The 26,823-nt window shown below is 73.6% G+C and carries 22 protein-coding genes and 4 pseudogenes; 6 read left to right on the plus strand and 20 right to left on the minus strand.

The window, feature by feature from the left end; all coding sequences use genetic code 11:
- Nucleotides 1-46 precede the first annotated feature (46 nt).
- The 3 genes and pseudogenes from C6376_RS22935 to C6376_RS22945 all read right to left on the minus strand — a co-directional run bounded on the left by C6376_RS22935 (nt 47) and on the right by C6376_RS22945 (nt 2,935).
- Nucleotides 47-1,632 (minus strand): annotated as a pseudogene (locus tag C6376_RS22935) (alkaline phosphatase).
- Nucleotides 1,633-1,760: 128 nt separating this feature from the next.
- Nucleotides 1,761-2,081, minus strand: a pseudogene (locus C6376_RS22940) (PLP-dependent aminotransferase family protein); the annotation flags it as partial.
- Nucleotides 2,082-2,104: 23 nt separating this feature from the next.
- Entirely contained in the window at nt 2,105-2,935 is an 831-nt protein-coding gene (locus tag C6376_RS22945; RefSeq protein ID WP_107445152.1) for an alpha/beta fold hydrolase, read from the minus strand.
- A 256-nt stretch (nt 2,936-3,191) separates the two neighbouring features.
- On the opposite strand from C6376_RS22945, the gene C6376_RS22950 reads away from it, so the two are divergent.
- Nucleotides 3,192-3,953 carry a GntR family transcriptional regulator gene (locus C6376_RS22950; RefSeq protein WP_107445153.1) on the plus strand — a complete coding sequence of 254 codons (762 nt, stop codon included), beginning with the start codon at nt 3,192-3,194 and terminating at the stop codon, nt 3,951-3,953.
- A 201-nt stretch (nt 3,954-4,154) separates the two neighbouring features.
- Here C6376_RS22950 and C6376_RS22955 read toward each other — a convergent pair whose 3' ends face one another.
- Complete coding sequence (locus tag C6376_RS22955) at nt 4,155-5,312, minus strand: ROK family transcriptional regulator (protein WP_107445154.1); 1,158 nt, start codon at nt 5,310-5,312, stop codon at nt 4,155-4,157.
- Between the two features lie 98 nt (nt 5,313-5,410).
- Nucleotides 5,411-5,845 (minus strand): annotated as a pseudogene (locus C6376_RS22960) (LuxR C-terminal-related transcriptional regulator); the annotation flags it as partial.
- 12 nt (nt 5,846-5,857) lie between these two features.
- On the opposite strand from C6376_RS22960, the pseudogene C6376_RS45360 reads away from it, so the two are divergent.
- A pseudogene (locus C6376_RS45360) lies at nt 5,858-6,010 on the plus strand (ABC transporter permease); the annotation flags it as partial.
- Between the two features lie 384 nt (nt 6,011-6,394).
- On the opposite strand, the gene mug reads toward C6376_RS45360, so the two are convergent.
- The 8 genes from mug to C6376_RS23005 form a co-directional block, all read right to left on the minus strand.
- Nucleotides 6,395-6,940, minus strand: coding sequence for a G/U mismatch-specific DNA glycosylase (mug, locus tag C6376_RS22970; RefSeq protein ID WP_107445155.1), 546 nt, complete (start codon nt 6,938-6,940; stop codon nt 6,395-6,397).
- Nucleotides 6,937-8,382 (minus strand): adenylosuccinate lyase, encoded by a 1,446-nt coding sequence (gene purB / locus C6376_RS22975; protein ID WP_107445156.1) that lies wholly within the window; start codon nt 8,380-8,382, stop codon nt 6,937-6,939. Before purB ends, mug begins: the two co-directional genes overlap by 4 nt.
- Before the next feature lie 148 nt (nt 8,383-8,530).
- Nucleotides 8,531-9,316, minus strand: coding sequence for an SGNH/GDSL hydrolase family protein (locus C6376_RS22980; protein WP_107445157.1), 786 nt, complete (start codon nt 9,314-9,316; stop codon nt 8,531-8,533).
- 304 nt (nt 9,317-9,620) lie between these two features.
- A complete protein-coding gene (locus C6376_RS22985; protein WP_107445158.1) occupies nt 9,621-10,634 on the minus strand; it encodes a hemolysin family protein in 1,014 nt (337 codons plus the stop codon).
- Complete coding sequence (locus tag C6376_RS22990; protein ID WP_107445159.1) at nt 10,631-11,965, minus strand: hemolysin family protein; 1,335 nt, start codon at nt 11,963-11,965, stop codon at nt 10,631-10,633. The genes C6376_RS22985 and C6376_RS22990 overlap by 4 nt, the downstream gene beginning before the upstream one ends.
- Nucleotides 11,966-12,201: 236 nt before the next feature.
- The gene (locus C6376_RS22995) at nt 12,202-12,663 is read right to left on the minus strand and encodes a GNAT family N-acetyltransferase (protein ID WP_107445160.1); all 462 of its coding nucleotides are present in this window, start codon (nt 12,661-12,663) and stop codon (nt 12,202-12,204) included.
- Nucleotides 12,664-12,739: 76 nt separating this feature from the next.
- The gene (locus tag C6376_RS23000) at nt 12,740-15,307 is read right to left on the minus strand and encodes an ABC transporter permease (protein ID WP_107445161.1); all 2,568 of its coding nucleotides are present in this window, start codon (nt 15,305-15,307) and stop codon (nt 12,740-12,742) included.
- A 4-nt stretch (nt 15,308-15,311) separates the two neighbouring features.
- Nucleotides 15,312-16,181 carry an ABC transporter ATP-binding protein gene (locus C6376_RS23005; RefSeq protein WP_107445162.1) on the minus strand — a complete coding sequence of 290 codons (870 nt, stop codon included), beginning with the start codon at nt 16,179-16,181 and terminating at the stop codon, nt 15,312-15,314.
- 142 nt (nt 16,182-16,323) lie between these two features.
- Between C6376_RS23005 and C6376_RS23010 the strand changes: the two genes are divergently transcribed.
- Nucleotides 16,324-16,566 carry a toxin-antitoxin system HicB family antitoxin gene (locus C6376_RS23010; protein WP_107445163.1) on the plus strand — a complete coding sequence of 81 codons (243 nt, stop codon included), beginning with the start codon at nt 16,324-16,326 and terminating at the stop codon, nt 16,564-16,566.
- 4 nt (nt 16,567-16,570) lie between these two features.
- Entirely contained in the window at nt 16,571-16,945 is a 375-nt protein-coding gene (locus C6376_RS23015; RefSeq protein ID WP_107445164.1) for a fic family toxin-antitoxin system, toxin component, read from the plus strand.
- Between the two features lie 110 nt (nt 16,946-17,055).
- Here C6376_RS23015 and C6376_RS23020 read toward each other — a convergent pair whose 3' ends face one another.
- Together C6376_RS23020 and C6376_RS23025 are read right to left on the minus strand one after the other, a co-directional pair.
- Nucleotides 17,056-17,742, minus strand: coding sequence for a class I SAM-dependent methyltransferase (locus C6376_RS23020; RefSeq protein WP_107445165.1), 687 nt, complete (start codon nt 17,740-17,742; stop codon nt 17,056-17,058).
- Between the two features lie 82 nt (nt 17,743-17,824).
- Nucleotides 17,825-18,511: a triacylglycerol lipase gene (locus C6376_RS23025; RefSeq protein ID WP_107445166.1), complete on the minus strand. Its 687-nt coding sequence runs from the start codon at nt 18,509-18,511 to the stop codon at nt 17,825-17,827.
- Between the two features lie 109 nt (nt 18,512-18,620).
- On the opposite strand from C6376_RS23025, the gene C6376_RS23030 reads away from it, so the two are divergent.
- Nucleotides 18,621-20,864 (plus strand): helix-turn-helix transcriptional regulator, encoded by a 2,244-nt coding sequence (locus C6376_RS23030; protein ID WP_107445167.1) that lies wholly within the window; start codon nt 18,621-18,623, stop codon nt 20,862-20,864.
- A gap of 116 nt (nt 20,865-20,980) precedes the next feature.
- On the opposite strand, the gene bioD is transcribed toward C6376_RS23030, so the two are convergent.
- From bioD to bioB, 3 genes are read right to left on the minus strand one after another with little or no spacing between them, the layout of a single operon-like run.
- Nucleotides 20,981-21,697, minus strand: a complete 717-nt coding sequence (gene bioD, locus C6376_RS23035) for a dethiobiotin synthase (RefSeq protein WP_107449121.1) — start codon at nt 21,695-21,697, stop codon at nt 20,981-20,983.
- Between the two features lie 2 nt (nt 21,698-21,699).
- A complete protein-coding gene (locus C6376_RS23040; protein WP_107445168.1) occupies nt 21,700-22,989 on the minus strand; it encodes an adenosylmethionine--8-amino-7-oxononanoate transaminase in 1,290 nt (429 codons plus the stop codon).
- Complete coding sequence (gene bioB, locus C6376_RS23045) at nt 22,982-24,220, minus strand: biotin synthase BioB (protein ID WP_107445169.1); 1,239 nt, start codon at nt 24,218-24,220, stop codon at nt 22,982-22,984. Before bioB ends, C6376_RS23040 begins: the two co-directional genes overlap by 8 nt.
- Before the next feature lie 148 nt (nt 24,221-24,368).
- On the opposite strand from bioB, the gene C6376_RS23050 reads away from it, so the two are divergent.
- Entirely contained in the window at nt 24,369-25,496 is a 1,128-nt protein-coding gene (locus tag C6376_RS23050) for an 8-amino-7-oxononanoate synthase (protein WP_107445170.1), read from the plus strand.
- A gap of 74 nt (nt 25,497-25,570) precedes the next feature.
- Here the strand turns inward: C6376_RS23050 and C6376_RS23055 are convergent, their stop codons facing one another.
- Entirely contained in the window at nt 25,571-25,819 is a 249-nt protein-coding gene (locus C6376_RS23055) for a DUF397 domain-containing protein (RefSeq protein WP_107445171.1), read from the minus strand.
- Nucleotides 25,820-25,828: 9 nt separating this feature from the next.
- On the minus strand, nt 25,829-26,701 hold the full coding sequence (locus C6376_RS23060) for a helix-turn-helix transcriptional regulator (protein WP_107445172.1): 873 nt from the start codon (nt 26,699-26,701) through the stop codon (nt 25,829-25,831).
- Nucleotides 26,702-26,823 lie beyond the last annotated feature (122 nt).

A 26,823-nucleotide genomic window follows, 5' to 3' on the forward strand; every position in this document is an offset into this window, starting at 1 on the left:
GCGACAACTCCGGTGCGCGGCACGGGCCGGGCCGCGGGACGGCGGGTTACTGCCCGACCAGTCCCGGGTGCAGCACCTTCGTGAACAGCACGGAGCCGTCCTGCTCGCGCAGCCGCACCGTCAACTCCCCGCTGTCGCCGTCGATGTCGACCTCACCGAAGAACTGGTAGCCGCCCGCGGGCGACACGTTCGACACGGTCGGCGCCTTCACGAACACCCGCTCGGGTCCGAACGTGCCGTCCAGCGCGCTGGCGGGGAAGGCGCCCGCGTTGAGCGGCCCGGAGACGAACTCCCAGAACGGCTCGAAGTCGGTGAACGCGGCCCGCGACGGCTGGTAGTGCTGCGCCGACGTGTGGTGCACGTCGGCCGTCAGCCACACCGTCCCGGTGATCCGCCAGTGCTTGACGTAGCGCAGCAGCTCGGCGATCTGCAGCTCGCGGCCCAGCGGCGCGCCCGGGTCGCCCTGCGCCACGGCCTCGATGTTCGGACGGCCCTCCGTGGTGTCCGGCACGACCAGTCCGAGCGGCATGTCGGCGGCGATCACCTTCCACACCGCGCGCGACCGCGACAACTCGCGTTTGAGCCACTCCAGTTGCTCGGCGCCCAGGATGCCCTGCGGGTCCGTGGCCTGGCCGTCGGGCGAGTTGGCGTTGCGGTACGTCCGCATGTCGAGCACGAACACGTCGAGCAGGGGGCCGTGGCGCACCACGCGGTGGACCCGGCCCTCCCGGGCGCCCGGACGGAGCGTCGAGATCGGGAAGTACTCGCTGAACGCCCGCCGCGCGCGCCCCGCGAGGACGTCGACGCTCTTCTCCGTGTAGCGGGGGTCGGAGTCGGCGATCACCTCGCCCGGGTACCAGTTGTTGCGGACCTCGTGGTCGTCCCACTGGATGATGGACGGTACCCGGGCGTTGAAGCGGCGCAGGTTCTCGTCGAGCAGGTTGTAGCGGAAGTTGCCGCGGAACTCGGCTAGGGTCTCGGCGACCTTCGACTTCTCCTCGGTGGTGATGTTGCGCCACAGGCTGCCGTCGGGCAGCGCCTGGGTCGCCGTCAGCGGGCCGTCGGCGTAGACGTTGTCGCCGCTGCACAGGAAGAAGTCGGGGTCGAGACGCGCCATCGCGTCGTAGATGCGGTAGCCGCCGAGGTCGGGGTTGATGCCCCAGCCCTGGCCGGCGAGGTCCCCGGACCACAGGAAGCGCACCCCGCGCCGGCGCCGCTGGGCACGGTGCGAAAGGCCCCGGTCACCGTCTCACCGGTGCGGCGCGGGTCGTCCGGGTCGGCGAGCAGCACGCGGTAGTGGATCTGCTCGCCGGACGGCAGCCCGCGCAGCCGGAGAGTGCCGGTGAAGTCCGTGCCGGCGCCGAGCAGCGGACCGTGCAGACGGCGGGCGCCCCGGAACGACTCGGTGGCCGCGGTCTCGACGATCATCCGCGCCGGACGGTCGGACCGCACCCAGACCAGCCCGGAGTCGGACGTCACATCCCCGCTCTGCACCCCCCAGGCCGCCCTGGGCCGCCCGGACAGCGCGAGTGCGGGAGCCGCACCGACCGCGGTCGGCAGGGTCAGGGCCGCTGAGGCGGCGAGCGAACCGCGCAGGAGGCTGCGGCGGCCCGGAAGCGGACGGTGGGACATGGAGGGCCTCCAGGGACGGGAACCGGCCGGTGTGCACCGACAGACCTACGCGTACGCCGCAGCGTGCACGGAAACCGTGGATGAACAACGGATCGCGCACACAAGGCCGCCGACCGCGGCCCTGCGCGTCACCCGCTCGCCATGGCCCGCGCCATCAGGCGTACGCCCTCCCGGATGCGTGGGGGCGACAGGTGCGCGTAACCCGGCACGAGGCGTACGGGCCCGTCGTCGTGCGGCACCCGCGCGTGTGTGTACCGGCTCAGGGCGCGGACGTCGACGCCCGCGGCGGCCGTCCGGGCGAGGAACCCCTCCTGTCCGTAGCGCTGCGGGAGTTCGGCGATGGCATGCAGTCCCGCCGCGCCGCCCGACAGCCGCGCCCCGGGCAAGTGCGCGCCGAGCGCGTTCACGACGGCGTCCCGCCGTTCGCGGTAGGCGCGTCGGCACGGGCGCCCGGTCGCGCGCCCGCGGGGGTTCAGCGGCTGCCGTCGAGGATCACGCGCGCGACGAGGGCCGGGTCGTCGTTCATCGGGCAGTGGCCGCAGCCGGGCAGCCGCACGAGGCGGGCGGCCGGGATGACCTGCTTGGCGCGGACGCCCTGCCGGCGCACGAGCAGCCAGTCGCGGGCGCCCCAGCCGACGGTGACCGGGATGCCGGGCAGGTCGTCGGTGAACCGGACGGCGGTACCGGCGCGCAGTGTCTGGTCGAACCCGGTGGCCTGGGCCAGGGCCAGCGTCTCGGCGACCACGGCCTCGGGTGAGCGGCGGCCGGGGCGGGCGTAGATGGTGCTGGTGAGGGCCGTGCGGCCGGCCGCCGTGCGCGCCAGGCGCTCGACGAGGGGCAGCGGCAGCCGACGGGAGATCTGCCGCATCGTGACCAGCACGCCGAAGGCGTAGCGCCGCTCGGCCTCCGACCAGAACCCGGCCGGGGACAGCGCCGTGACGGACCGTACGAGCTTCTCGCGGCCGAGTTCCAGGGCGAGCAGGCCACCGAGCGAGTTCCCCGCCACGTGGGGGCGGTCCAGCTCCAGCGCCTCGCAGAAGCCGCCGAACACCGCGGCCGTGGTGGGCAGGTCGTAGGCGAGCCCGTCCGGCAGGGCGGGGGAGACGCCGAAGCCGGGCAGATCCACGGCGATCACGTCGCGCTCGGCGGCGAGGATGTCCACGACCGGGTCCCAGGCCTGCCGGTGATGGCCGATGCCGTGCAGCAGGAGGAGCGGTTCACCCCGGCCCACGCGCGCGTAGGAGACCGTGACGGGCAGCGGGCCCTTGGGGGAGGGGACCGGGAAGGAGACGGTGGCGGGCATGGGAGCTCCTCGTTCTGACAGCGGGCCGGCAGACGCCGTAGACAGCTTGTCAGCAATTACTACCGGCGGGTAGCCCTTCGCGTAATCCTGCCATTCCGGACGTGTAGCGAGCGCTTTCCCCGCGGCCGCCACAGGGTTGGAGGATTGGTATTGACCAAGGGTGGGGGCCGTCCTATGGTCGCGAGAGAAGTACAACAACCTTTAATAAACAAGGGCGCGAAAACGCCGCCGGATCACGGCGATTGCGGAGGACAGGGTGGGGACCACGCAACTGGAATCGGTGCCGGAACCGAAGTACTGGCATCTCAAGACCGTGCTCAGCGAAGCGCTCGACTCCGAGTTCGCCGTCGGCGAGATCCTGCCCAACGAGCGTGAGCTGGCCGCCCGCTTCGGCGTCGCCCGCGCGACGCTCCGGCAGGCCCTGGAGCAACTCGAGCTGGAGGGCCGGCTGCAGCGCCGCCGAGGCGTCGGCACCACCGTCGCGCCGCCCCGGATGGGCGTCGCCGTGGGTACGGAGCAGCGGGTCTGGCCGGGCGCGGGGGAGGACGCCTGGCAGGCCGTCGGCTGCATACTCGCGGCGCCGCCCGCGGCCGTCGCAGCCGCCCTGGAGACCCCGCGCGAGCAGAGCGTGCACATCGTGCGCCGCTCACGGGTGTCGCAGGGTCAGCCGGTGGCCGCCGAACTGCTGTACGTCCCGCAGACGTCGGTGCCCGAGCTCGGCGCGGTCGACGCCTCGGCCGAGGCCGCACGCGCGCGTGCGGTGCTGAGCGAGTTGCACCGCCTCGAACTCCAGGGCCAGGACAGCGCCGTGGAACTGGGCTCGGCCCGCGCGGACGACGCGAGGGAACTCGACCGGCTCCCCGGCGCGCCCGTCCTCGTGGTCACGACCCGCTACTTCGCCGAAGGCCGTACCGCCGCGCTCTCCGTGGCCACGTACCGCGCGGACACCTGCCGGCTGACGTTCGGCGCGTCCGGCGGTGTGGAGATACACCACGGTCCGCAGAGGCAGGCCTCCTGAACGCCGCGTCCGCCGCGGACCGCGTGCCGCAGGCTCCCTGAACAGCCTGCGGAGGGTCCCACCGGACCGTCCGCGAACGCCACCGGCTCGCCGGTGAACGCCGCTCGGCCGGCGGAGCAGCCGCCCGCCCGGCGCCCCGGAACTCCTCCGGGGCGCCGGGCGTTTCACCCGTGACGGACGGCGGTGCTCCGGGCTTCAGGCTCACCGCCGCGCCGTGACCGTCCCCTCCACCGCGAACAACTGCTCCTCCACGTGATCGAGGGCGAGCCGCAGCGCCCCCGTCGCCACCGCCGCCTCCCCGAGCATCGACAGGGCCACCCTCGGCGGCCGCAGACAGTAGCGAGCCAGTTCGGCGCGCAGCGGCTCCAGCGCACCGTCCAGGCCGGCCGCCCAGCCGCCGACCACGACCAGCTCCGGGTCGAGCGCCAGCACCAGCGCGGCCACGTCGTGCACCAGCCGCTGGATGAAGCGGTCCACCGCCGCCCGGGCCCGCCGGTCGCCTCCCCGGGCTTGCGCGAACACCTTCGCGACGGCCTGCTCGTCCAGCGGGTGCAGCGGCTCGTCCGTCGTGGACAGCAGCGTCTCCGGGGTCGCCTCACGGCCCAGCAGATGCAGTGCGCCGATCTCGCCGGCCGCGCCGCCGTACCCGCGGTGCAGCCGCCCGCCGATCAGCGCGCCGGCCCCCGGGCTGAGCCCGGCCAGCACGAAGACGACGTCGTCGGACCCGGTGGCCGAACCCTTCCAGTGCTCGGCGACGGCCGCCGCGTTGGCGTCGTTCTCCACCAGCACCGGGCACTTGAACGAACGGCTCAGCCGCTCGCCGAGGCGCAACCCCGTCCACTCGGGCAGCGCGGTACCCAGCCGCACCGTGCCGTCCGCCTCCACGATCCCGGGCGTGCCGACCCCGACCGCCCGCAGCGAACTGCGCGGGACGCTTGCCCGGCGCAGCAGTTCGGCGACGGCGTTGCGCAGCCGCTCCAGCCGTTCGTCCGGCGGGGCCGCCTCGTCGACGTCCCTGGCCTGGGAGCCCAGCACGCGGCCGTCCAGATCGGACAGCAGCGCGGCCACTCGGTGGGACCCGATCTCCAGCCCCAGCAGATGCCCCGCCTCCGCCCGGAACCGGAACCGTCGTGCGGGCCGCCCCTGCCGCCGGGCGACGCTCTCGTCCGCCGCCTTCTCGACGACGAGCCCCGCGGCGATCAGATCCTCGACGACTCCCTCCACCGTCGGCCGGGACAGCCCGGTGACGCGGGTGATCTCCGTGAGCGTCGCGCAGTCCGCGGCACGCAGCGCGTGCAGCACCACCGCGGAATTGATCCTTCGCAGCAGCGAGGGGTCCCCGCCGGTCAGCCGCCCCAACGTCCGTCCTTCCGGCTCGTGCGCGTGTTGGGCGGATCGTACTCGGCGCGGAGGATCCGGGCGAGGGTCCCCTCGGTACCGATGCGGCCACGCCCCGCTCAGCCCGGCGCCACGAATCCCGACTCGTACGCCGTGATCACCGCCTGCGTCCGGTCCCGCGCCCCCAGCTTCGCCAGCACCGCGCTCACATGCGACTTCACCGTCTCCGAGCCGACGAAGAGCCCGGCGGCGATCTCCGCGTTGGACAACCCGCGTGCCATCAGCCGCAACACCTCCGCCTCCCGGCCGGTCAGCCGGGCCCGCTCCAGCGTGTCCCGCGCCGCCCGGCTCGCGGCCCCGTCCCCGCCGGCGTACTCGGCGGCCAGCCGCCGCACCGAGGCCGGGAACAACAGCGACTCGCCCTCGGCGACCAGGCGTACCGCGTGCACGATCTCGGCCGGCCGGGCCCGTTTCAACAGGAATCCGTCCGCGCCCGCGCGCAGCGCCTCGTAGACGTACTCGTCGTTCTCGAAGGTCGTCACGACGAGGATCTTCGCGGCAACGCCGCCGACCTTCTGCCGGACCGGGCCGGCCAGGTCATCCTGCACAGCAGGTGGGACGGCTTTCTGGGGCCGTGGACCGGGCTCGCGGTGACCGCCCTGTGGACGGCGGCGGCCGTCGCGGCAGGAGCGTGGCGGGTGCGGGCCCGGGACGCCTGAGCGGGCCGGCGGGCCGACGGGCCGCCAATTGTCAGTGGGGGACGCTTTGCCGGATCTCGTGAACATCGCGCACGGTCCGGCCACAGTCGGCCTGCCGTGCCTCCGGGAGCTCCCCGCGGCGGGGTATCGCGTGGCGGAACTGCAGACCGCGCCGACTTCCACGGTGACGACGATCGCAGCGCGTGGGAGGAGGCGGAGGAGCAGTACGGGGCCGACCGGGGACGGGCTCACGGAGCGGCTGACCGGCCACTGGCCGCCGCCGTACCTCGTCAGTCTCGCGAGCACTCCGGAGCGCTCCACGGACGGCGAGGAGATGCCCGAGGGCCACCGGCTCCTCCTCGCCGAGGGGGGCGACCCGCCCCGACGGCCGTCAGGCCTCCGCCGTCAGTTCTGCGCCGCCAGCCGCAGCCGCGCGAACTCCTGCGCCATCGTCGCGGCGGTCCAGTGCGCGTTGAGACCGCTGGGGTTGGGCAGCACCCACACGCGGGTGTCGCCGATGCGCCGCTCCTGCGGGCCCACCACGGCCCTGCGGTCGTCGAACGCCGCCCGGTACGCGGTCACGCCCACCACGGCCAGCCACCGGGGTCCGCGCCGTGTCACCTTGTCCGCGAGCAGCCGCCCGCCGTCCCGGTACTCCTGCGCCGTGAGCTCGTCGGCCCGGGCGGTCGCCCGCGCCACCACGTTGGTGATGCCCAGCCCGTGGGCGAGCAGCTCCTCCTGCTCCGCCGGCTTCAGCAGCCGCGGAGTGAATCCGGACAGGTGGAGCACCGGCCAGAAGCGGTTGCCCGGGCGGGCGAAGTGGTGGCCGGTGGCCGCCGTCATCAGACCCGGGTTGATGCCGCAGAACAGCACGCGGAGACCGTCCGCGATCACGTCCGGTACGAGACGGTCGCGGGCGGCCTCCAGCTCGGCCTGGGTGAAGCGCGTCAGAGGATCGCCCCGGGCGTGTAACCGGCTGCCTCCGGCCGCTGCTTCACGATCTCCTCGATCCGGCCCACGACCGTGGCCACCTGGGCCGCCGCGGCGCCCGTGAACGACAGCTTGTCGGCCATGAGCGCGTCCAGCTGGGCGCGGTCCAGCGGCAGGCGCTCGTCGGCGGCCAGCTTGTCCAGCAGCTCGTTGCGCTCGGTGCCGCGCTCGCGCATCGCCAGCGCGGAGGCCACGGCGTTCTCCTTGATCGCCTCGTGCGCCACCTCACGGCCGACGCCCCCGCGCACCGCGCCCATCAGGACCTTCGTGGTGGCGAGGAACGGCAGGTAGCGGTCGAGCTCCCGTGCGACGACGGCCGGGAACGCGCCGAACTCGTCGAGCACCGTCAGGAAGGTCTCCAGCAGGCCGTCCAGCGCGAAGAACGCGTCCGGCAGCGCGATCCGGCGCACCACCGAGCAGGACACGTCGCCCTCGTTCCACTGGTCGCCCGCCAGCTCGCCGGTCATCGACGCGTAGCCGCGCAGGATGACCATCAGGCCGTTGACGCGCTCGCAGGAGCGGGTGTTCATCTTGTGCGGCATGGCGGAGGAGCCGACCTGGCCCGGCTTGAAGCCCTCGGTCACCAGCTCGTGCCCGGCCATCAGCCGGATGGTCTTCGCCAGCGAGGAGGGGGCCGCCGCGAGCTGCACCAGCGCGGTCACGACCTCGTAGTCCAGCGAGCGCGGGTAGACCTGGCCGACGGAGGTGAAGGCCTGCGAGAAGCCCAGGTGGCCGGCGATCCGGTCCTCCAGCTCGGCCAGCTTCGCGGCGTCGCCGCCGAGCAGGTCCAGCATGTCCTGGGCGGTGCCGACCGGGCCCTTGATGCCCCGCAGCGGGTAGCGCTCGAGCAGTTCCTCGACCCGGCCGTACGCCACGAGCAGTTCGTCGGCGGCGGTCGCGAACCGCTTGCCGAGCGTGGTGGCCTGCGCGGCCACGTTGTGCGAGCGGCCGGCCACGACCAGCTCGCCGTACTCGGCGGCCAGCTTGCCCAGCCGGGCGAGGACGGCCACCGTGCGGTCGCGGACCAGCTCGAGCGACAGGCGGATCTGGAGCTGCTCGACGTTCTCCGTGAGGTCGCGGGACGTCATGCCCTTGTGGACCTGCTCGTGCCCGGCGAGGTCGTTGAACTCCTCGATGCGGGCCTTCACGTCGTGGCGCGTGACCTTCTCGCGCTCGGCGATCGAAGCCAGGTCGACGGTGTCGAGGACACGCTCGTAGTCGGTGATCGCCGTGGCCGGCACCTCGATCCCGAGGTCCTTCTGGGCCTTCAGCACGGCGAGCCAGAGCTGACGCTCCAGCTTCACCTTGTGCTCGGGGGACCAGAGCGTGGCGAGCTCGGCGGAGGCGTAGCGTCCGGCGAGGACGTTGGGGATGCGGGGCTTGGCGGCGGCAGCGGAAGTCACGTGGAGGGATTCTACTGGCGCTTCGTGCAGGTCGGCGCAGCGGTCCGGTTCGGCGGAACCTACGAGACCGGCGTCACCCCGCGCGCGGACCGGTGCCTGCCGCCCGCGTGGACCGGCGTCACCCCTGGTGCGGGCAGGTGTCCTCCGGCTACGCCTGGCTCTCGTACGGAAGCAGGTCGGGGCGCTTGGGCGGCAGCCCGTCCCCGGAGGACCGGCCCGTCAGTCGGCGGCCTATCCACGGCAGCAGGTACTGCCGGGCGAACCGCGCGTCCGCGACACGCCGGGCGGCCCAGCCCGGGGGCAGGGTGGCCGGCATCGGCAGGTGCCAGTCGGCGTCCTCGGCCTCGTGCCCGAGGGTCTGCCAGACCGCCTCGGCGACCCTGCGGTGGCCCTCCGCCGTCAGGTGCAGCCGGTCGACGTCCCACATGCGCGGATCGCCGAGCGAGGGAGCGCCGTACAGGTCGGCGACGAGCGCGCCGTGCCGCTCCGCCAGCTCCTCGACGCACACGAACAGCTCCTCCATGCGCGGCCGGAACCGCTCCAGGACAGGTCCCTGGCGGCCCGGGCTGCGCATCAGCACGAGCTGCTTGCAGGACGGGGCCAGCCGCTCCACCGCCTCGGTCAGCAGGCCCTTGACCCGGCCCATGTCGCACTTGGGGCGCAGGGTGTCGTTGAGGCCGCCGACCAGGGTGATCACGTCGGCGCCCATCGCGGCGGCCACCGGCACCTGTTCCTCGACGATCTGCCCGATCAGCTTGCCGCGCACCGCGAGGTTGGCGTACCGGAAGCCGGGGGTTCGGGCCGCCATCCGCGCGGCGAGGAGGTCGGCCCAGCCTCGGTAGGAGCCGTCGGGCAGGAGATCCGACATGCCCTCGGTGAAGGAGTCGCCGACGGCGACCAGGCTGGAGTACGGGGGAATCGTGTTCGTCTGCATGGCGACACCGATGGTAGCCCGAGTCTCATACCCGTCGGTCGGTCGGAGGCCGGTCCCGGTGGCCGATCCCCGGACGTCGGCCGTCCGAGGCCGGTCTCCCGCGGTCAGGTCGCCGATCGGGGGCGGTCCGCCTCCGGCCCCGGCGGCACAGGCTTGCCCGGGACTTCGGCCCTCTGGGGAAGCCAGCCTTTGTGCCCCCGGGCGCCGGCCCCGTGGTCCTGGAGCGGCCGCCCGCCGTACGCCCAGGATCCGGTACCGGCCCGTCCGCCCGTCCGTCCCGGTGCCGCGATCACCCGACGGACGGTCACGTCCGCTGTCCGAACAGCTCCTGGAGCACGTCCTCCATGGTGACCAGACCGGCCAGCCTGCCGTCGGATCCGAGCACGGCCGCCAGATGGGTCCGGCTGCCCCGCATCGCGGTGAGGACGTCGTCCAGCGGCGTCGCCTCCCGTACCCGCGCGATGGGCCGCATGTCCCGCAGCCCGAACGCCCGGTCCCGCGGCGAGGCGTCCAGCGCGTCCTTCACATGCAGGTAGCCGACGATCCGGCGCCCCTCGTCGACCACGGGGAATCGGGAGAACCCGGATTCCGCCGCCAGCTGCTCCAGCCCCTCCGGAGTGACGCCCACGCGCGCGTAGACGACGCGTTCCAGAGGCAGGACGACGTCCCGCACCGGGCGGCGGCCCAGTTCCAGGGCGTCGTGCAGACGTTCCTGGGCGCGGTCGTCGATGAGGCCCGCCTCGCCCGCGTCCCGGACGATCTGTGCCAGCTCCGCGTCCGAGAAGGTCGCGGTGACCTCGTTCTTCGTCTCGATCCGCAGCAGCTTCAGCAGCCCGTTGGCGAAGGCGTTGATCGCGAAGATGACCGGCCGCAGCGCGCGGGCGAGCGTGACCAGCGGCGGCCCCAGCAGCAGGGCGCTGCGCACCGGCTCGGCGAGCGCGATGTTCTTCGGCACCATCTCGCCGAGCAGCATGTGCAGATAGGTGGCTGCGGCCAGCGCGATCACGAAGGAGACCGCGTGTCCGGCGCTCTCGGGCACGCCGACCGCGTGGAACACCGGCTCCAGCAGGTGCGCGATGGCCGGCTCGGCGACCACGCCGAGGACCAGCGTGCACAGCGTGATGCCGAGCTGCGCAGCGGCCATCAGCGCGGACACGTGCTCCAGACCCCACAGCACGCTGCGCCCGCGCCGGTCGCGCTGCTCGGCGTACGGCTCGATCTGGGAGCGGCGGACCGAGATCAGCGCGAACTCGGCGCCCACGAAGAACGCGTTGACGACGAGGGTCGCCAGCCCGATGAGCAACTGGACGGCGGTCACTGTTCGGTCCCTTCCACGCGGGTGTCGGCGAGCGGGGCGTGCAGCAGCACGCGCGCGGCCCGGCGGCCGGAGGCGTCCACCACGTCCATCCGCCAGCCGGCGACCTCGACGGTGTCGCCGACGGCCGGTATCCGGCCCAGCTCGGTGGCGACGAGCCCGGCCAGCGTCTCGTACGGTCCCTCGGGCACGTGCAGGCCGACGCGCGCGAGCTGGTCGGTGCGGGCGGCGCCGTCGGCCGAGTAGAGGGCGCGGCCGTCGTCGTCGGTGCCCGCGTGCGCCAGTTCCGGCGTCTCGTGCGGGTCGTGTTCGTCGCGGACCTCGCCGACGACCTCCTCCACGATGTCCTCCAGCGTCGCCACGCCCGCGGTGCCGCCGTACTCGTCGATGACCACGGCCATCGTCCGCTTGCCGGACAACCGGTCCAGCAGCCGGTCCACGGTGAGCGACTCGGGGACGAGGAGGGGGTCGCGCATGATCTCGGCGACGGGCACGCGCGCGCGTCGCCCGGCGGGCACCGCCAGCGCGTCCTTGATGTGCGCGGTCCCGACCACGGAGTCGAGGTTCCCGCGGTACACGGGGAACCGGGACAGACCCGTCGCCCGGGTCGCGTTGGCCACGTCCTCGCAGGTCGCCGTCGCGTCGAGGGCGATGACCTGCACGCGCGGCGTCATCACGTTCTCCGCCATGAGGTCGGCCAGGTTCAGCGTCCGCACGAACAGCTCCGCGGTGTCCGCCTCCAGGGCGCCCTCCCGCGCGGAGTGCCGGGCCAGGGCCGCGAGCTCCTGGGGACCGCGGGCGGCGGCGAGTTCCTCGGTAGGTTCCACGCCGAAGCGGCGCACGATCCGGTTCGCGGTGTCGTTGAGGTGGCTGATGAAGGGCCGGAAGGCGGCGCTGAACCAGCGCTGCGCGTTGCCCACGCTCTTGGCCACCGTCAGCGGGGAGGAGATCGCCCAGTTCTTCGGCACCAGCTCGCCGACGACCATGAGGAACACGGTCGACAGGGCCGTGCCCAGCACCAGCGCGACGGAGCTCGACGTGGAGCGGGACAGACCGAGCGATTCCAGCGGCCCGGCGATCAGCCGGGCGATCGACGGCTCGGACAGCATGCCGACCACCAGGTTGGTGACGGTGATGCCGAGCTGGGCGCCGGAGAGCTGGAAGGTGAGGTTGCGCACCGCCTTCAGCGCCCCGGCGGCGCCGCGTTCGCCGCGCTCCACCGCCCGCTCCAGCTCGCTGCGCTCGACCGTGGTCAACGAGAACTCGGCGGCGACGAAGGCGCCGCACGCGAACGACAGCAGGATCGCCACCAGGAGCAGCAGCACTTCGGTCATCGGGTCTCCTCCGTCCCAGGATCGGGCAGGGCGGGACGGAACGCGCGAGGACGCAGCGCGCGACGGCGGGCGCGGGGACGCGTGCGGGTTCCGGAGCGTGCACGGGAACGTGTGCGGGGAGGCTCGCCCATGGGCGGACGCTCACACCTTTCATGAGGTCGTCGGGGGCCGCGCGGGTGATCCGCACGACCCCCCAAGAGTAAAGGATGGGCAAAGCGGTCTGGGTGGGCTCCGGGTCAGCCGGAGAGCGGCTTGACCCAGCGCCGCCACTTCTCCTCGGGCGCGTACCCCGCGGCGCGCCAGGCATGATGCGCCGTCTCGTTGCGGGTGAGCACCATCGCGTTCCCGCGCCGCCCGCCCAGCCGCACGAACCGCTCCTCCGCGGCCGCGAGCAGGGCCGCGCCGATGCCCCGACGCCGGCGCTCCGGGTGCACCGCCAGCCGGTACAGATGACACCGCCACCCGTCGAACCCGGCGATCACCGTGCCGACCAGTTCGACGCCCGGCGCACCGACTTGTTCGGCGCACTCCTCGACGTCCTGCTCGGCGAGGATCAGCGCCTCGGGATCGCGGGCGACGAGCCGTTCCACCCCGCTGCGGTCGTCGCTGATGCTCGTGCCCTCGGCGGCGGTCTTCCAGAAGGCCAGCACGGCATCGAGGTCCTCGGGCGTCGCCGCCCGTATACGCAGATCAGACATACGGCGATCCCATCACGGGCGACGCGCCCGGACCCGGAATTCCAGGATCCGGACGCACCCCGGGCGGCCCGCCGCGTCACTCGTGCGCGATCGCCGCCAGCACGTTCATCCGGGACGCCCGCAGGGCCGGCAGCATCGCCGCCACGACGCCGACGACCGCCGAGCCGACGACCACCGCGACGATCGTGCCCCACGGAACGGCGAAGGCCGTCATCCCCTGCAACTCCAGCACCTGCTGGATGCACACGCCCCAGACCAGGCCGAGCGCGAGCCCCAGCACCGCGCCGAACACCGCGATCACCACCGACTCCAGCCGGATCATCCGGCGCAACTGCCGCCGCCCCAGTCCGATGGCGCGCAGCAGCCCGATCTCCCGGGTCCGCTCCACCACCGACAGCGCCAGCGTGTTGACCACGCCGAGCACCGCGATGACGATGGCCAGCCCGAGCAGCGCGTATACCAGGTACAGCAGCACGGCGATCTGGTCGTGCACCAGTTTCTTGTAGTCGGCCTGGTCGCGCGCCTGGACCTGCGGATAGGCGTCCAGCGTCTTCTCCAGACGGGGGCGCAACTGCTCGGCGGTGGTGCCGGAGGCGGCGTTCACGTAGAGGGCGGAGTCCTGCCCGCCCGGCACGTACTTCTCGACGGCGGCGATGCCGAGGAACAGCCCGCCCTGCATGCCGAAGCCGTCACCGGTCTCCTGGTCGGTGAGCGCGCCGACCTTCAGCGACGTCGTCCGGCCGCCGGGGAACTCCACCGGCAGCACACTGCCGAGCCGCACGCCGTGCTCCTTCGCGAAGTCGACGTCCATGCCGAGGGCGCCGTCGGCCAGCGCGGCCGCCGTGTTCCCCTCGGCGTACGGGATGTGCGCGACGTCGTCCACCCGGTCGTCGTAGCCGGCGGCGGTCGTCTCGACGCGCTTGCCGTCGGGCAGCCGCACGGCGAGCGGGGCGAACCGCTGCCGCACCACGAGGCCGACGCCGCCCGTGTCGCGCACCGCGTCCGTGACCTCCTGGGAGAACGGCGTGAAGTTGGCGTTCTGGACGACGAAGTCGGCGCCGAGCGTTTTGTCGATCTGCTGGTCGAACGACTTGGACATCGAGGCGCTCGCCACCGACATCCCGCCCACCAGCGCGAGGCCCACCATCAGCGCGGCGGCGGTGGCTCCGGTGCGGCGCGGGTTGCGCAGTGCGTTGCGCTGGCTCATCCGGCCGACGGAGCCGAACAGCGCGGGGAAGGCGCCGCCGAGGACCCGGATCACCGGACGGACCAGGAGCGGGCCCGCGATGACGGTGGCGACGAGGGTGAGGACGACGCCCAGGCCCAGCAGGGACGCCGCGGTCGACGTCGTCGACGAGGCGGCGCAGCCGGCGAGCGCCGCCACGCCCAGCGCGCCGACGACCGTGCCTACCACCGCGCGCGTCTTCAGGGGGCGGCCCACCCCCGCGATGTCCGCGTCCGCGAGGGCCGCCATCGGGGACACGCCGGCCGCACGGCGGGCCGGGAGGTACGCGGCGACGAAGGTGACGCCGACGCCCACGACGTACGCCGACACCGGAGTCGCCCAGCCGACGACCATCTCGGTGGCCTTGAGGTTCATGCCGAACGTGCCCATGAGCTTGATCAGCCCGGCCGCGAGACCGATGCCGGCGGCCAGTCCGAGTGTGGAGCCGACGAGGCCGAGCAGGATCGCCTCGGTGAGCACCGAGCGCCGTACCTGGCGGCGGTCGGCACCCAGGGCGCGCAGCAGGCCCAGCTCACGGGTGCGCTGGGCGATCAGCATGGAGAACGTGTTGACGATGAGGAACACGCCGACCAGGACGGCGATCCCGGCGAAGCCGAGCATCACGTACTTGATGACGTCGAGGAACCCGCCCAGCGACTCGGCCGACGACTTCGCCCGCTCCTCGGCGGTCTGCACGTCGTAACGCCCCTCGCCGAGCGCGGCGGAGACGCGCCGCTCGAGCACCGCGTCGCTCACCCCCGGGGCCGCGTCGACGGAGATACCGGTCGCCCTGTCCGCCGACCCGAGGAGCCGGGCGGCGGCGGTGCGCGGGTCGAGGTAGACCAGGGCCGCGCCGGGGTTGGTGGTGGTGAAGGTGGCGATCCCGACGACCTTCACCTCGAACGAGCCCGGCTGGGCCATCACGGTCAGGGTGTCGCCGATCCGCACGTGCTTCTTGTCGGCGGTGTCGGCGTCGAGCATGGCCTCGGCGGCGCCGCCCGGGGCGTGGCCGGAGGTCAGCTTCACGGGGCTGCGGTCGGTGACGTACCAGTCGGTGGCGACGGTGGGCGCGCCGGTGGTCGGCCCGACCGACTTGTTGTCGCCGTCGACGACGGTGATGTTCTGAACGCTCACGTCCGCGTGGGCGGACGCGACGCCCTCGACCCGGGCCAGTCGCCCGGCGAGGGCGGCGGGGACGGTCTGGACCGCGCCCGTCGGCACGGAGGAGCTCAGGTCGTCGGCGGGTTCCACGGTCACGTCCGCCGACGTGGAAGCGAAGAGCCGGTCGAAGGTGCGCGTCACCGTGTCGGAGAAGATCAGACTGCCGGCCACGAACGCCACCGACAGGACGACGGCGAGCGCGGACAGCAGCAGCCGTCCCTTGTGTGCCAGAAAACTCCTGAGGGTCGCCTTCAGCACCGGGTCAGTCCTCCTCGGGAGCGTCGGCGAGCGGGCTTTCGGTCCTGCCCTCGGGCGCGTCGTCGGCCGTGTCGTCCAGGGGGCTGCCGGACCGTGGGGCGCGGCCCACGTCGAAGCGCTTCATGCGTTCCAGCACGGCCTCCGCCGAAGGCTGTTCCATCCGGTCCACCAACCGGCCGTCGGCGAGGAAGAGCACCAGATCGGAGTGGGCGGCGGCGCCCGGGTCGTGGGTGACCATGACGACCGTCTGGCCGAGGTCGTCGACGGCCTGCCGCAGGAACGCGAGGACCTCGAGCCCGGCCCGGGAGTCGAGGTTCCCCGTGGGCTCGTCCGCGAAGATCAGCTCGGGACGGGAGGCGAGCGCCCGGGCGCAGGCCACCCGCTGCTGCTGTCCGCCGGAGAGCTGGGCGGGCCGGTGCCTGAGCCGGTCCCGCAGGCCGAGCGTGTCGATCACCTGGTCCAGCCACTCCTGGTCGGGCTTGTGGCCCGCGATGTCCATGGGCAGGGTGATGTTCTCCGCCGCGTTCAGTGTCGGGATCAGGTTGAACGACTGGAACATGAACCCGATCCGGTCCCGCCTGAGCCGGGTCAGCTCCCGTTCCTTCAGCCCGGTGATCTCGGTGCCGCCGAGCCACACCTGACCGGCCGAGACGGTGTCGAGGCCGGCCAGGCAGTGCATCAGCGTGGACTTCCCGGAGCCGGACGGTCCCATGACGGCGGTGAAGCGCCCGCGCGCGATGTCCACGTCCACCGAGTCGAGGGCGATCACCGCCGTCTCGCCCGAGCCGTACGCCTTGGTCAGACCTCGGGAGCGCGCCGCGACCCCGTCGGCCGGGGCCGGGCCGGGGGTGTGCTGCGCAGCAGGTGTGGACAAGGCTGTCTCCTCGCTCGGTGATCGTGCGCGTCGTCGGTGAACCGTCCGGCCGAGCGTAGTGTGATGCGCCGCACAGCCGGTATCACTTTTCGATTCCGGCCCGCCCTTGCCGTTGCTAGCACATCGGCGCTAGCTTCGAGGTATGGCGAAGACCCAGCTGAACGTGCGCGTCGACGAGGGCACTGCCCAGGTCGCCCGCGAGCGTGCCACCGCCCGCGGCATGAGCGTCAACCGCTACATAGAAGAGCTGGTCAGACAGGACGCCGGAGAGATCGGCCATACGTTCGTCGAGGCCGCCGGTGACTTCATGAAGCAGTACGAGGCGCTCTTCGCCGAGGAGTTCGGCGCCGAGCGCGAGGGCGGCACGCGCGAAGGTCGCCGCTGAACCCTTGAGCGACCTCCGTATCGACCTCGCCTGGCTCCTCATGCTCGCCGAACAGAAGACCCCGGGAGACCCGCAGGTCACCGACTGGGGCGCGCTGGTCGCGGCCGTGGCACGCCATCAGGCGGAGATATTCGACGTCCCCGTCTACGACGACCCGCCGGCCCGCGCCGCCGCACTGCTCCAGCTCCTCATCCACGTCCCGGCCCTGGAACGCTCCAACGCGCTCTTCGCGTGCGCGGTCGCCTACGCCTACCTGGTGGCCAGCGGCCTGAAGGTCGTCACCTCCCCGGAACAGGTCCGTGACCTGGCCCGGCTGGTGAAGAACGGGGAGGCGTCCGTGGCCGACATCGCACGGGAGCTGCGGGAGTGGAGCGGGTGACGCGGTCGGCGGCCCGTCGAAGGTGATCGAGCGAGGGAATCGGCGCGTGACGCACCGGGTGATCGAGCGGGGGACGCGGCCCGTGACCGGGTGATCGAGCGGGCGGGGCTTCAGCCGGGCGCTCCGGGCCGCCACGCGGTCCCCGTCACGCAGTAGGAGAACGGCAGCCGCGGTCCGTTCTCCGGCAGCAGCACCCGCCGGTAGGGGCCCAGCTCGAAGCCGGCCTCGCGCAGCGCGCCCACCGTGTCCCGGGTGAGATGACAGCCGCCGGCCAGGTGCGGCCACACCGTGCGGTCCAGCGCGCGCTGTGTGAACCGCATGGCCGGGCCGCCGCCCGGTCCGTGCTCGAGGAAGCGCACCTCGCCGCCGGGCCGCAGCACCCGCCGCAGCTCGGCCAGGGCCCGCGGTACGTCCCGCACACTGCACAGCACCAGCGACACCACCGCCGCGTCGAACGCCTCGCTCTTGACCGGCAGCGCCTCCGCGGCTCCGGGAACCACGTCGACGGGGATGCCGGCGCGCAGCGCCTCCTCCAGCGCCAGGGCCCGCATGCGGCGCTCCGGCTCGATCGCGACGACCTCCGCGACGGCGCGCGGGTAGTGGGCGAAGTTCAGCCCGTTGCCCGCGCCGATCTCGACGACCCGGCCCGACAGCCCGGCCAGCAGCCGCTCGCGCACCGCCGCCAGACCGCCCCGGGTCTCCGCGGCCGAGCTGACCGCGGGATACCAGCGGGCGAAGAGCGGGTGGTGGACGAGATCACCGGACACCTTGCCGGAACTCGTGGACCGTATCGACATGGCGACCTCCCAGGCAGGACGGGCCTGTCCGGATCCTTCCCCGAACCGGCCCGCCGCACCCCCGTCGTGCCGCCCGCGCCGGTCACTCGACGAAGGCGCGCACCTGTGCGTAGACGCCGTGGTCGTTGTTCATGTCGTCGTGCGAGATGCAGCCGACGCCCACGTTGGTCGCCCCGCTCAGCAGCGCGGAGGAGTCCGGGTCCACGGCCGCGTCGCAGTTCGACCAGTAGGTCGCGTAGTTCACGCCGCCGGGCGTCTCGTCACCGGAGTTGAGGGCCGTCACGAACGAGCTGCCGGTGACCATCTCGGCGCAGGACCTGTACAGCCAGCTGCACAGCGAGGCGACCGACGTGCCGTGGTTGGTGCCGGCGACGGAGACGAAGTCGTCCACGAAGGCCGTCCCGCCGAGGTTCTTGAGGTAGTAGCGGGAGCTGAGCGCGCCCATGGAGTGGACGACGACGTCGACCTTGCTCGCGCCGGTCCTCGCGCGCACGTTCTTGATCTCCGTGGCCAGCTGCGCGGCCGTGGTGGCGTTCGACTGGGACCAGCTGTACGTCCACGCGTCGAGCTCGGCGGCCGTGTAGCCGTCGGCCTTGAAGTAGGCGACCCAGTCGTCCCAGCTGCTCGACGAGCTGCTGATGCCGTGCACGAAGACGATCGGATCATGGGCCGCCGCGTGGGCGGTGGGGGCGGAGACGGACAGTGACAGAAGGAGCGAAGTGGCCGCGGCCGAGAGGACCGCGGCGATGCGACGCTTGCGGCGCTGCATGATGCCTCCTGAAACAGGTGGGGTTGCCAGGAGTGTCCGGTCGGGTCTACGCGCGCCGCATCGGTGATATCGCCGGTCTTTACGGTTCAAGTAACCCGCCAGTAACGTCATGTGTGTGGTGACTCCGGTGAACCCCCCACCTCTGGACCGCACTTCGCCACCGAGGCCCCCGGACGCTGGTCCGCGCCCGGTCGCCGCGCTGCCCGAAGGCGTCCGGGCGCGCGCCCTGCGCCTCGTGCACGGCGACCCGCGCGCCGCCGTCGAACTCGCGGCCCGGCTCACCGAACGCCAGGCGGCCGGCCTCGACCCGTTGCCCACCGACCCGGCGGAGCTGGCCCCCGACGTCCTGCGCGCACACCGCCGGGAGGTCCGCGCCCTGCCCGACGACACCCGGCTGCTGCTCCTGCTCGCCGCCGCCGACCAGTACCCCGTGGCCACCCACGCCTTCCTGCGCGCCGTCGCCGCCGCCCGGCTCGACACCCGGCCGCTGGAGGCCGCCGAGACGGCCGGACTGGCGTACGCCACGGCGGGCGGTGTCGGCTTCCGCGACGCCTGGACCCGGATCGCCGCCTACGAGAGCGCCGCCCCGGCCGACCGGCGCGACGTCCACCGGCTGCTGGCCCGCGTCCTGCACGACGCAACCGAACTGCCCCGGCGCTCCTGGCACCGGGGCGCCGCCGCGCTGGGCCCCTCCGGACGGCTCGCCGCGGAGCTGGCCACCGCGGCCGACCGGGCCCGCGCCGCCGCCGACCCGGCCCTGGCCGCCGCCCTCGCGGAACGCGCCGCCGCCCTGTGCCCGGCCCCACCGGAACGCTCCCGCCTGCTCACCCGCGCGGCGGCCGACGCCTGGAACGCCGGCGAGGCCGACCGCTCCCGCGCCCTGGCCGCCCGCACCGACGCCGACGCCCTCACCGGCGTCCTCGCCCTGCGCACCGGCCACGCCGCCGAGGCCTTCGACGCGCTGGTCACGGGAGCCTCGGCCTGCGCCGACCCGGCGCCCCTGCTGGCCCGCGCCACCGAGGCCGCCGTCTACACCGGCGACCTGCGGCGCTGCCGGGAGGCGGTGGTGGCGGCACGGCAACTGGGCGTCGCACCACCGGGGGTGCTGGGCGGCATCGCCGCCGCCGTCGACGGACGCTACGAGGACGCCCGTGACCTGCTGGAGGCGACGGCGGGCAGATGCGGCCCCGGCGGCGACCCCACCGACCTGCTGCACGCCGGAATCGCCGCCCTGATGCTCGGCGACCACCCCCGGGCCGCGACCGCCACGGTGCGGGCGGCGGCCGCCGCCCGCACACGCGGTCTCACCTCCCTCGTCTCGCAGGCGCTGGAGTTCCGCGCCCACGCCGACTTCTGGACCGGCCGGCCGCGCGCCGCCGAGGCCGCCGCGCTGGACGCGCTACGGCAGGCGCAGGCCACCGGCCAGGACAACGGCGCCTGTCATCTGCAGGCAGCCCTCGCCATGTTCGCCGCGCTCACCGGCGACGCAGACCTGTGCCGCGGGCGCGCCGCCGCGGCCCGGTCCCACGCCCTCGCCCACGGCCTGGGCCTGCCCGCCGCGCTCGCCCAGTGGGCGCTCGCCCTCCTCGACCTCGGCACCGGACGCTACGGCCCCGCCGCGGCCCGGCTGCGCGCCCTCGCCGCCTTCGGCCCGGGCCACGGCCACCGCGCCGTCCGCCACTCGGCCACCCCGCACTACGTCGAGGCCGCCGTGCGCACCGGTGACACGCGCGTCGCCCGGGCCGCGCACGCCGACTACGACCGCTGGGCCCGTGCCGTCCGCAGCGTCGACGAACTGGCCCTCAGCGCCCGATGCCGCGCCCTGCTCACCCCGGGCGCCGACGCCCTGGGGCACTACCGCACCGCGCTCGAACTGCACGCCGAGGGTGCCCGCCCCTTCGAACACGCCCGCACGGAGCTGCTGTTCGGCAGTGCACTGCGCCGACTCCGCCACCGAGCGGAGGCCCGTGACCGGCTGCACAGCGCCCGGGAGGCGTTCGAATCCTTCGGCGCCCCGCACTGCGCCGAAGCGGCCCGTGCCGAACTCCGCGCCCTCGGCGCCCCCGCGACCCCGGCCCGTGGGGCGGACAGCCCTGCCGTCCTGCTGACGGCGCAGCAGTTCCTGATCGCCCGGATGGCCGCCGAGGGCGCGACGAACCGGGAGATCGCCGTCCGGCTCGCCCTCAGCCATCGCACCATCGACCACCACCTGCGCGGCGTCTTCAACCGGCTGGGCATCCGCTCCCGCATCGAGCTGGTCCGGCTGATCGTCCAGCCCGACGCCCAGCAGACGACGTCCGGGCCACCGGAGGGCCGAGGCGTCCCGGACGACGTCCGCCCGCCGGGTCCGTGAAGCCCGTCGGCTCCAGACGCCCGGCCCGCCCGTCCTCGTGGTGCGCGGGCCCGCGGGTCCCCGGGCCACCCGCGAGCCCGCGCCGCGGACGTCCCGCGAAGCCGCGCGGGCCCGGCTCAGCCCGCGGCGCGTGCCCGGAAGGCGTCGGCGTCCCACGTCCCGTCGAGCCGTGGCGCCAGCCAACCCGGGGCAGCCGCGCGGAAGCCGGCCGGGGCCAGCGCCCCCACACCGGCCGGCAGCGCCCCCAGCAGCGGGGCCCCGGCGACGTCCGGCAGGTCGGTGACGTTGCAACGCATCGCCAGATCGGGAGAGTTCGGCCAGTCGCCGATCACCACGCCCAGCAACTCAAGCCCGCGCGAACGCAGTTCGCGAGCCGTCAGCTCCGTCGTGTTCAGCGTGCCCAGCCCCGCCGAGGACACCACCAGCAGCGGGGCGCGCAGCAGCCGGGCGGCGTCGGCCAGTGTTCCGCCCGCCTCGTCGAACCGCACGAGCAGCCCGCCCGCCCCCTCGACGAGCACCAGATCGTGCTCCACGGCCAGTTTCCGCGCCGCGTCCGCCACGTCGCTCGGGCGCACGGGCGCGAGACCCGCCCGCCGCGCCGCCGTCGCGGGAGCCAACGGCTCGGGGAAACGGGCGACCTCGACCGCGGTGAGCGCGCCCGCCAGCCGCGCGACCTCCTCGGCGTCCCCCGGCTCGCCCTGCGCCACACCGGTCTGCGCCGCTTTCAGCACGGCCACCGACCGGCCCGCCGCCAGCGCCGTCGCGGCGACCGCCGCCGTCGTGACCGTCTTGCCGACCTCCGTGCCCGTCCCCGTGATCACCAGGATCGGCATGCTCACCCCTCCCGCGCCGCGGCGCACACCGCGCGCGCGATCCGTGCCACGTCCGCGTCACCGGTGACGTACGGCGGCATCGTGTAGACGAGATCGCGGAACGGCCGCAGCCAGACGCCCTCGCGCACGGCCGCCGCGGTGGCCGCCCGCATGTCCACCTCGTGGTCGAGCTGGACGACCCCGATGGCGCCGAGAACCCGCACGTCCCGCACGCCCGGGAGCCGTGACGCCGGCGCGAGGCCGTCCCGCAGGCCCGACTCGATCCGCTTGACCTCCGAGAGCCAGTCCTGTCCCAGCAGCAGCTCGATCGAGGCGCAGGCGACGGCCGCGGCGAGGGGGTTGCCCATGAACGTCGGCCCGTGGGCCAGCACCGGCACATCGCCCCGCGAGATCCCCTCGGCCACCCGGGAGGTGCACAGCGTCGCCGCCATCGTCAGATAGCCGCCGGTCAGAGCCTTGCCGACGCACATCACGTCCGGCGTGACCGCGGCGTGCTCCGCCGCGAACAGCGCGCCCGTACGGCCGAAACCGGTCGCGATCTCGTCGAACACCAGCAGCACGTCGTGCGCGTCGCACACCTCGCGCAGCACCCGCAGATACCCGGGGGAGTGGAACCGCATCCCGCCCGCGCCCTGCACCACCGGCTCCACGACCACCGCGGCCAGCTCGTCGGCGTGCCGCTCGACGGCCGCGCGCAGCTGATCGGCGTAGGCCTCGTCGTACTCCGCCGAAGGCGCGTCCACGAAGACCTGCCGGGGCAGCACCCCGGTCCACAGGTCGTGCATCCCGCCGTCGGGGTCGCACACCGACATGGGCTGCCAGGTGTCGCCGTGGTAGCCGCCGCGCCAGGTCAGCAGGCGCTGCTTCGCCGGACGGCCCAGCGAACGCCAGTACTGCAGGCACATCTTCACGGCGACCTCGACCGACACCGAGCCCGAGTCGGCGAGGAAGACATGCTCGAGACCGTCGGGCGACATGTCGACAAGGAGCTTCGCCAGCCTGACGGCGGGCTCGTGGGTGAGCCCGCCGAACATGACGTGGCTCATCCGTCCCAGCTGCTCGCGCACGGCGTCGTTGAGCACCGGGTGGTTGTACCCGTGGATCGCCGACCACCAGGACGACATGCCGTCGACCAGTTCGCCCGAGCCGTCCGCCATCCGCAGCCGGACCCCGCCGGCCGACTCCACGACGAGCGGTTCGGCCCGGCCGGGCATCGGACCGTAGGGATGCCACACATGCCGCCGGTCCAGCTCCAGCAGCTCCGGCACGGCGAGCGGGGACGGCTCAGGCATTGGGCGCGAGGTCGGTGCCTGCGCCGCGGCGGCGCACGGCGACCAGGTCGGTGCGGGCCTCGCCGGCGGACGCGGCGGCAGCGGGCGCGGCCGCCGCCGCGGGGACGGAGCCGCAGACGCCGCCCTCGTGCGAGCCGCACCCGGAGCCCTCGTGCGCACCGCACCCGGCGGACTCCTGAGAGCCGCAGCCGCCGCCCTCGTGGGACCCGCAGCCGCCGCCCGCCGTCGCCCGGTGCCCGGGCAGCGTGACCTGCTCCGCGCCCTCCACCTCGAACCCGGCGTCCGCGATCATCTCCAGGTCGGCCTTGCCCGCCTGGCCCTCGGTCGTGAGGTAGTCGCCGAGGAAGATCGAGTTGGCCAGGTGCAGCGCGAGCGGCTGCATCGTGCGCAGATGGACCTCGCGCCCGCCCGCGATGCGGACCTCGACGTCGGGACAGACGAACCGGACCATGGCCAGGATCCGCAGACAGCGCTGCGGGGTGAGGTTCCACTCCTTGGCCAGCGGGGTGCCCTCGACCGGGATGAGGAAGTTGACCGGCACCGAGTCCGGGTCCAGCTCGCACAGCGAGTAGACGACGTCCACCAGGTCCTCGTCCGTCTCGCCCATGCCGGCGATCAGACCCGAGCAGGCCGACAGGCCCGCCGCGTGCGCCTTGGTGACGGTGTCCACCCGGTCGGCGTAGGTGTGCGTGGTCGTGATGTCCCCGTACGTCGACTCCGACGTGTTGAGGTTGTGGTTGTAGGCGTCGGCGCCCGCCTCGCGCAGCCGCTCGGCCTGTCCGTCGGAGAGCAGTCCCAGACAGGCGCACACCTCGACGCCCTCGTTCTGTTCCTTGATCGCCTTGATGGTGTCGGAGACCCGGTCGACGTCCCGGTCCGTCGGCCCGCGTCCGGACGCCACCAGGCAGACCCGCTTGGCGCCGCCCGCGAGTCCGGCCGCGGCGGCCTGCGAGGCCTCGTCGGGCTTGAGCCAGGTGTACTTCAGGATGCCGGCCGTCGAGCCCAGCCGCTGGGAGCAGTAGGAGCAGTCCTCGGGGCACAGGCCCGACTTGAGGTTGACGAGGTAGTTGAGCTTCACCCGTCGCCCGAACCAGTGCCGGCGCACCTTCCCGGCCGCGGCCACCACGTCCATCACGTCGTCGTCGGAAGTGGCGAGGACGGCCAGAGCCTCCTCGCGGGTCGGCAGCTCGCGCCGAAGCCCCTTGTCCACCAGCGTGTTCAGCAGGTCCATGAGAGCCGATCCTGTCTTACGCACCCGGTCCGGGCCAAGGTAGGGATCACACAACACACCCGGTTCGACGTGTGGGTATTGCCACACCGTGGGTGGGCGGCCCTACCGCTAGTGTCTGTCCGCTACCTACAAAAGCACCGGAGGACCCATGGCGTTCGGCTGGATCGACGAGCAGGCGGAGCTGCGCCGCCGGGCCGGACTCGTGCGGACGCTGCGGCCGCGTCCCGCCGACTCGCCGCTGCTCGACCTCGCCAGCAACGACTACCTGGGTCTGGCCCGTCATCCCGAGGTCGTCGAGGGGGCCGCGGCCGCCGCCCGCACCTGGGGCGGCGGCGCCACCGGCTCGCGCCTCGTCACCGGCACCACAGAGCTGCACGGCGACCTGGAGCGGGAACTGGCGGACTTCTGCGGCTTCGAGGCGGCGCTGGTCTTCTCCTCCGGCTACGCGGCCAACCTCGCCGCCGTCACCGCGCTGGCCCCGCACGGCTCGCTGATCGTCTCCGACGCCGGCAACCACGCCTCGCTCATCGACGGCTGCCGGCTGGCCCGCGGCGCCGTCCAGGTGGTCGGCCACGCCGACCCGGAGGCCGTGCGCAAGGCGCTCGGCGCCCACGAGGGCCCGGCCGTGGCCGTCTCCGACGCGGTCTTCTCGGTCGACGGCGACGCGGCCCCGCTGGCCGGCCTCGCCGCCGCCTGCCGGGAGCACGGCGCCGGCCTCGTCGTCGACGACGCCCATGGACTGGGCGTGCTCGGGGACGGCGGCCGGGGGACCGCGCAGGCCGCCGGTCTCGCGGGCGCCGCCGACGTCGTCGTGACGCTCACGCTGTCCAAGTCGCTCGGCAGCCAGGGGGGCGCCGTGCTGGGCCCCGCGCGGGTGATCGAGCATCTGGTGAACGCGGCCCGCACGTTCATCTTCGACACGGGGCTGGCCCCGGCGGCGGCGGGCGCCGCGCTGGCGGCGCTGCGGCTGCTGCGCCGGGAGCCGGGGCGCGCGGCACGCGCGCGTGCGGTGGCGGGTGAACTGCACGCGCGGCTGACGGCCGAGGGCCTGGAAGCGGTGCGTCCCGACGCCGCCGTCGTCTCGGTGCGGGCGCCGTCCCCGGAGGAGGCTCTGCAGTGGGCGGCGGACTGCCGGGCCGCAGGTCTGGCCGTGGGCTGCTTCCGTCCTCCTTCCGTGCCCGACGGCATCTCGCGCCTGAGGCTCACCGCCCGTGCAGACCTCTCCGGGGCCGAGCTGGAACGTGCTGTGCGGGTGATCGGCGAGGCACGGCCATGAGTCGGCGGGACACGGCCGCCACGGGTGGGCGAGACAGGGCCGTGGGTCGCGGGTGACGGGTGGGGGGCGCCCCGTCAGGTGCGGCGTGGTCCGCGGAGCGAGGCGGTGAAACCCGTCCAGCTCTCGGGGGAGAAGAGCAGGGCGGGACCGGCCGGGTCCTTGGAGTCGCGTACGGCGAGCAGACCGGCCCAGGGGCCACGGTCCGGCCGGGCGGTCTCGACGCAGTTGTTGGCTCCCGTGCTGTAGCTGCTGCGCAGCCACCGCACCTGCGGGAGACGGTCGGGATCGGTACGGGAAGGTACGTTCCGCGGTACTGCGGACATGGTGCCTCCTTACGCGCCGTCGGCGATCGCGGCGATGTAATCCGATGATTCCCCGGGCGAAAGGGCGTGCGCCCGAAGGGCGTTGAAGGCCTGGGCGTAGGCCTGGAGGTCTTCTTTCCGTTCGAGATAGAGGCTACTCGTCAAGTGGTCGAGAACAACCACATCCAGATCAGAAGTGCGCGAAAATGAGAAGATAACGAAAGGGCCGGTTACCCCGATATGCGCACCCGCGGTGAACGGCAGCACCTGAAGGCTCACTTGCGGCAAACGGGAGGCCTCCGCCAGCCGTCGCAGTTGTCGCGCCATCACCTCGGGGCCGCCCACCTCGCGGCGCAGCACCGACTCGTCGAGCACCGCGCTCAGCTCCAGCGGCGGCTGTGCACGCAGCACGTCCTGGCGGGCCAGCCGCACCTCCACCAGGGTGTCCAGCTGGTCCTCGTCGAGGCCCTCGACGGCGGCGCCGGTCACCGCGCGCGCGTACTCGGGCGTCTGCAGCAGGCCCGGCACCACGGTCGTCTCCAGGGTGCGCATCGCGCTGGCCTGGGACTCCAGGCTGATGAAGTCCCGGTAGGCCGGCGGCAGCACCCCACGGTAGGCGTGCCACCAGTGGTCCCGGCCGCCGCCACCGCCGGCGTCGGAATCGGCGCCCGCCAACGCCAGCATCAGCTCCCGCAGGTGCGGATCCGCCACACCATAGGCGTCCAGGAGTAACCGCACATCGGCCGATTTCGATCCACTGACGCCGGTCTCGATGCGGCTCACCTTGGACTGGTGCCACCCGACGAGCCGGGCCGCATCACCACTGGTGAGACCCGCCTGGGCGCGTAAAGCGCGCAGTTCGGCGCCCAGCTTGCGGCGGCGCACCGCCGGTCCGTGCTGCACGGGCTCCTCCTTACTCCTGACAGGCCGGCCAAATACGCTCTGTCGTCGCAGAGTTCACCGCATCGGGCGACAGATATATGCACATCCTGGTGGATCGCCACCCGTGACCGGCGTGGTGATGG

Source organism: Streptomyces sp. P3 (genome assembly GCF_003032475.1).
Classification (GTDB): domain Bacteria; phylum Actinomycetota; class Actinomycetes; order Streptomycetales; family Streptomycetaceae; genus Streptomyces.

Coding starts and splice junctions, on each gene's coding strand:
- C6376_RS23020 (WP_107445165.1), bottom strand. CDS start 17,742: ATGTCGATACGGTCCACGAGTTCCGGCAAGGTGTCCGGTGATCTCGTC.
- C6376_RS22990 (WP_107445159.1), bottom strand. CDS start 11,965: ATGACCGAAGTGCTGCTGCTCCTGGTGGCGATCCTGCTGTCGTTCGCG.
- C6376_RS22945 (WP_107445152.1), bottom strand. CDS start 2,935: ATGCCCGCCACCGTCTCCTTCCCGGTCCCCTCCCCCAAGGGCCCGCTG.
- C6376_RS23055 (WP_107445171.1), bottom strand. CDS start 25,819: ATGTCCGCAGTACCGCGGAACGTACCTTCCCGTACCGATCCCGACCGT.
- C6376_RS23025 (WP_107445166.1), bottom strand. CDS start 18,511: ATGCAGCGCCGCAAGCGTCGCATCGCCGCGGTCCTCTCGGCCGCGGCC.
- bioB (WP_107445169.1), bottom strand. CDS start 24,220: ATGGACCTGCTGAACACGCTGGTGGACAAGGGGCTTCGGCGCGAGCTG.
- bioD (WP_107449121.1), bottom strand. CDS start 21,697: ATGCCGATCCTGGTGATCACGGGGACGGGCACGGAGGTCGGCAAGACG.
- C6376_RS22995 (WP_107445160.1), bottom strand. CDS start 12,663: ATGTCTGATCTGCGTATACGGGCGGCGACGCCCGAGGACCTCGATGCC.
- C6376_RS23040 (WP_107445168.1), bottom strand. CDS start 22,989: ATGCCTGAGCCGTCCCCGCTCGCCGTGCCGGAGCTGCTGGAGCTGGAC.
- C6376_RS23030 (WP_107445167.1), top strand. CDS start 18,621: ATGTGTGTGGTGACTCCGGTGAACCCCCCACCTCTGGACCGCACTTCG.
- C6376_RS23010 (WP_107445163.1), top strand. CDS start 16,324: ATGGCGAAGACCCAGCTGAACGTGCGCGTCGACGAGGGCACTGCCCAG.
- C6376_RS23050 (WP_107445170.1), top strand. CDS start 24,369: ATGGCGTTCGGCTGGATCGACGAGCAGGCGGAGCTGCGCCGCCGGGCC.
- C6376_RS22980 (WP_107445157.1), bottom strand. CDS start 9,316: ATGCAGACGAACACGATTCCCCCGTACTCCAGCCTGGTCGCCGTCGGC.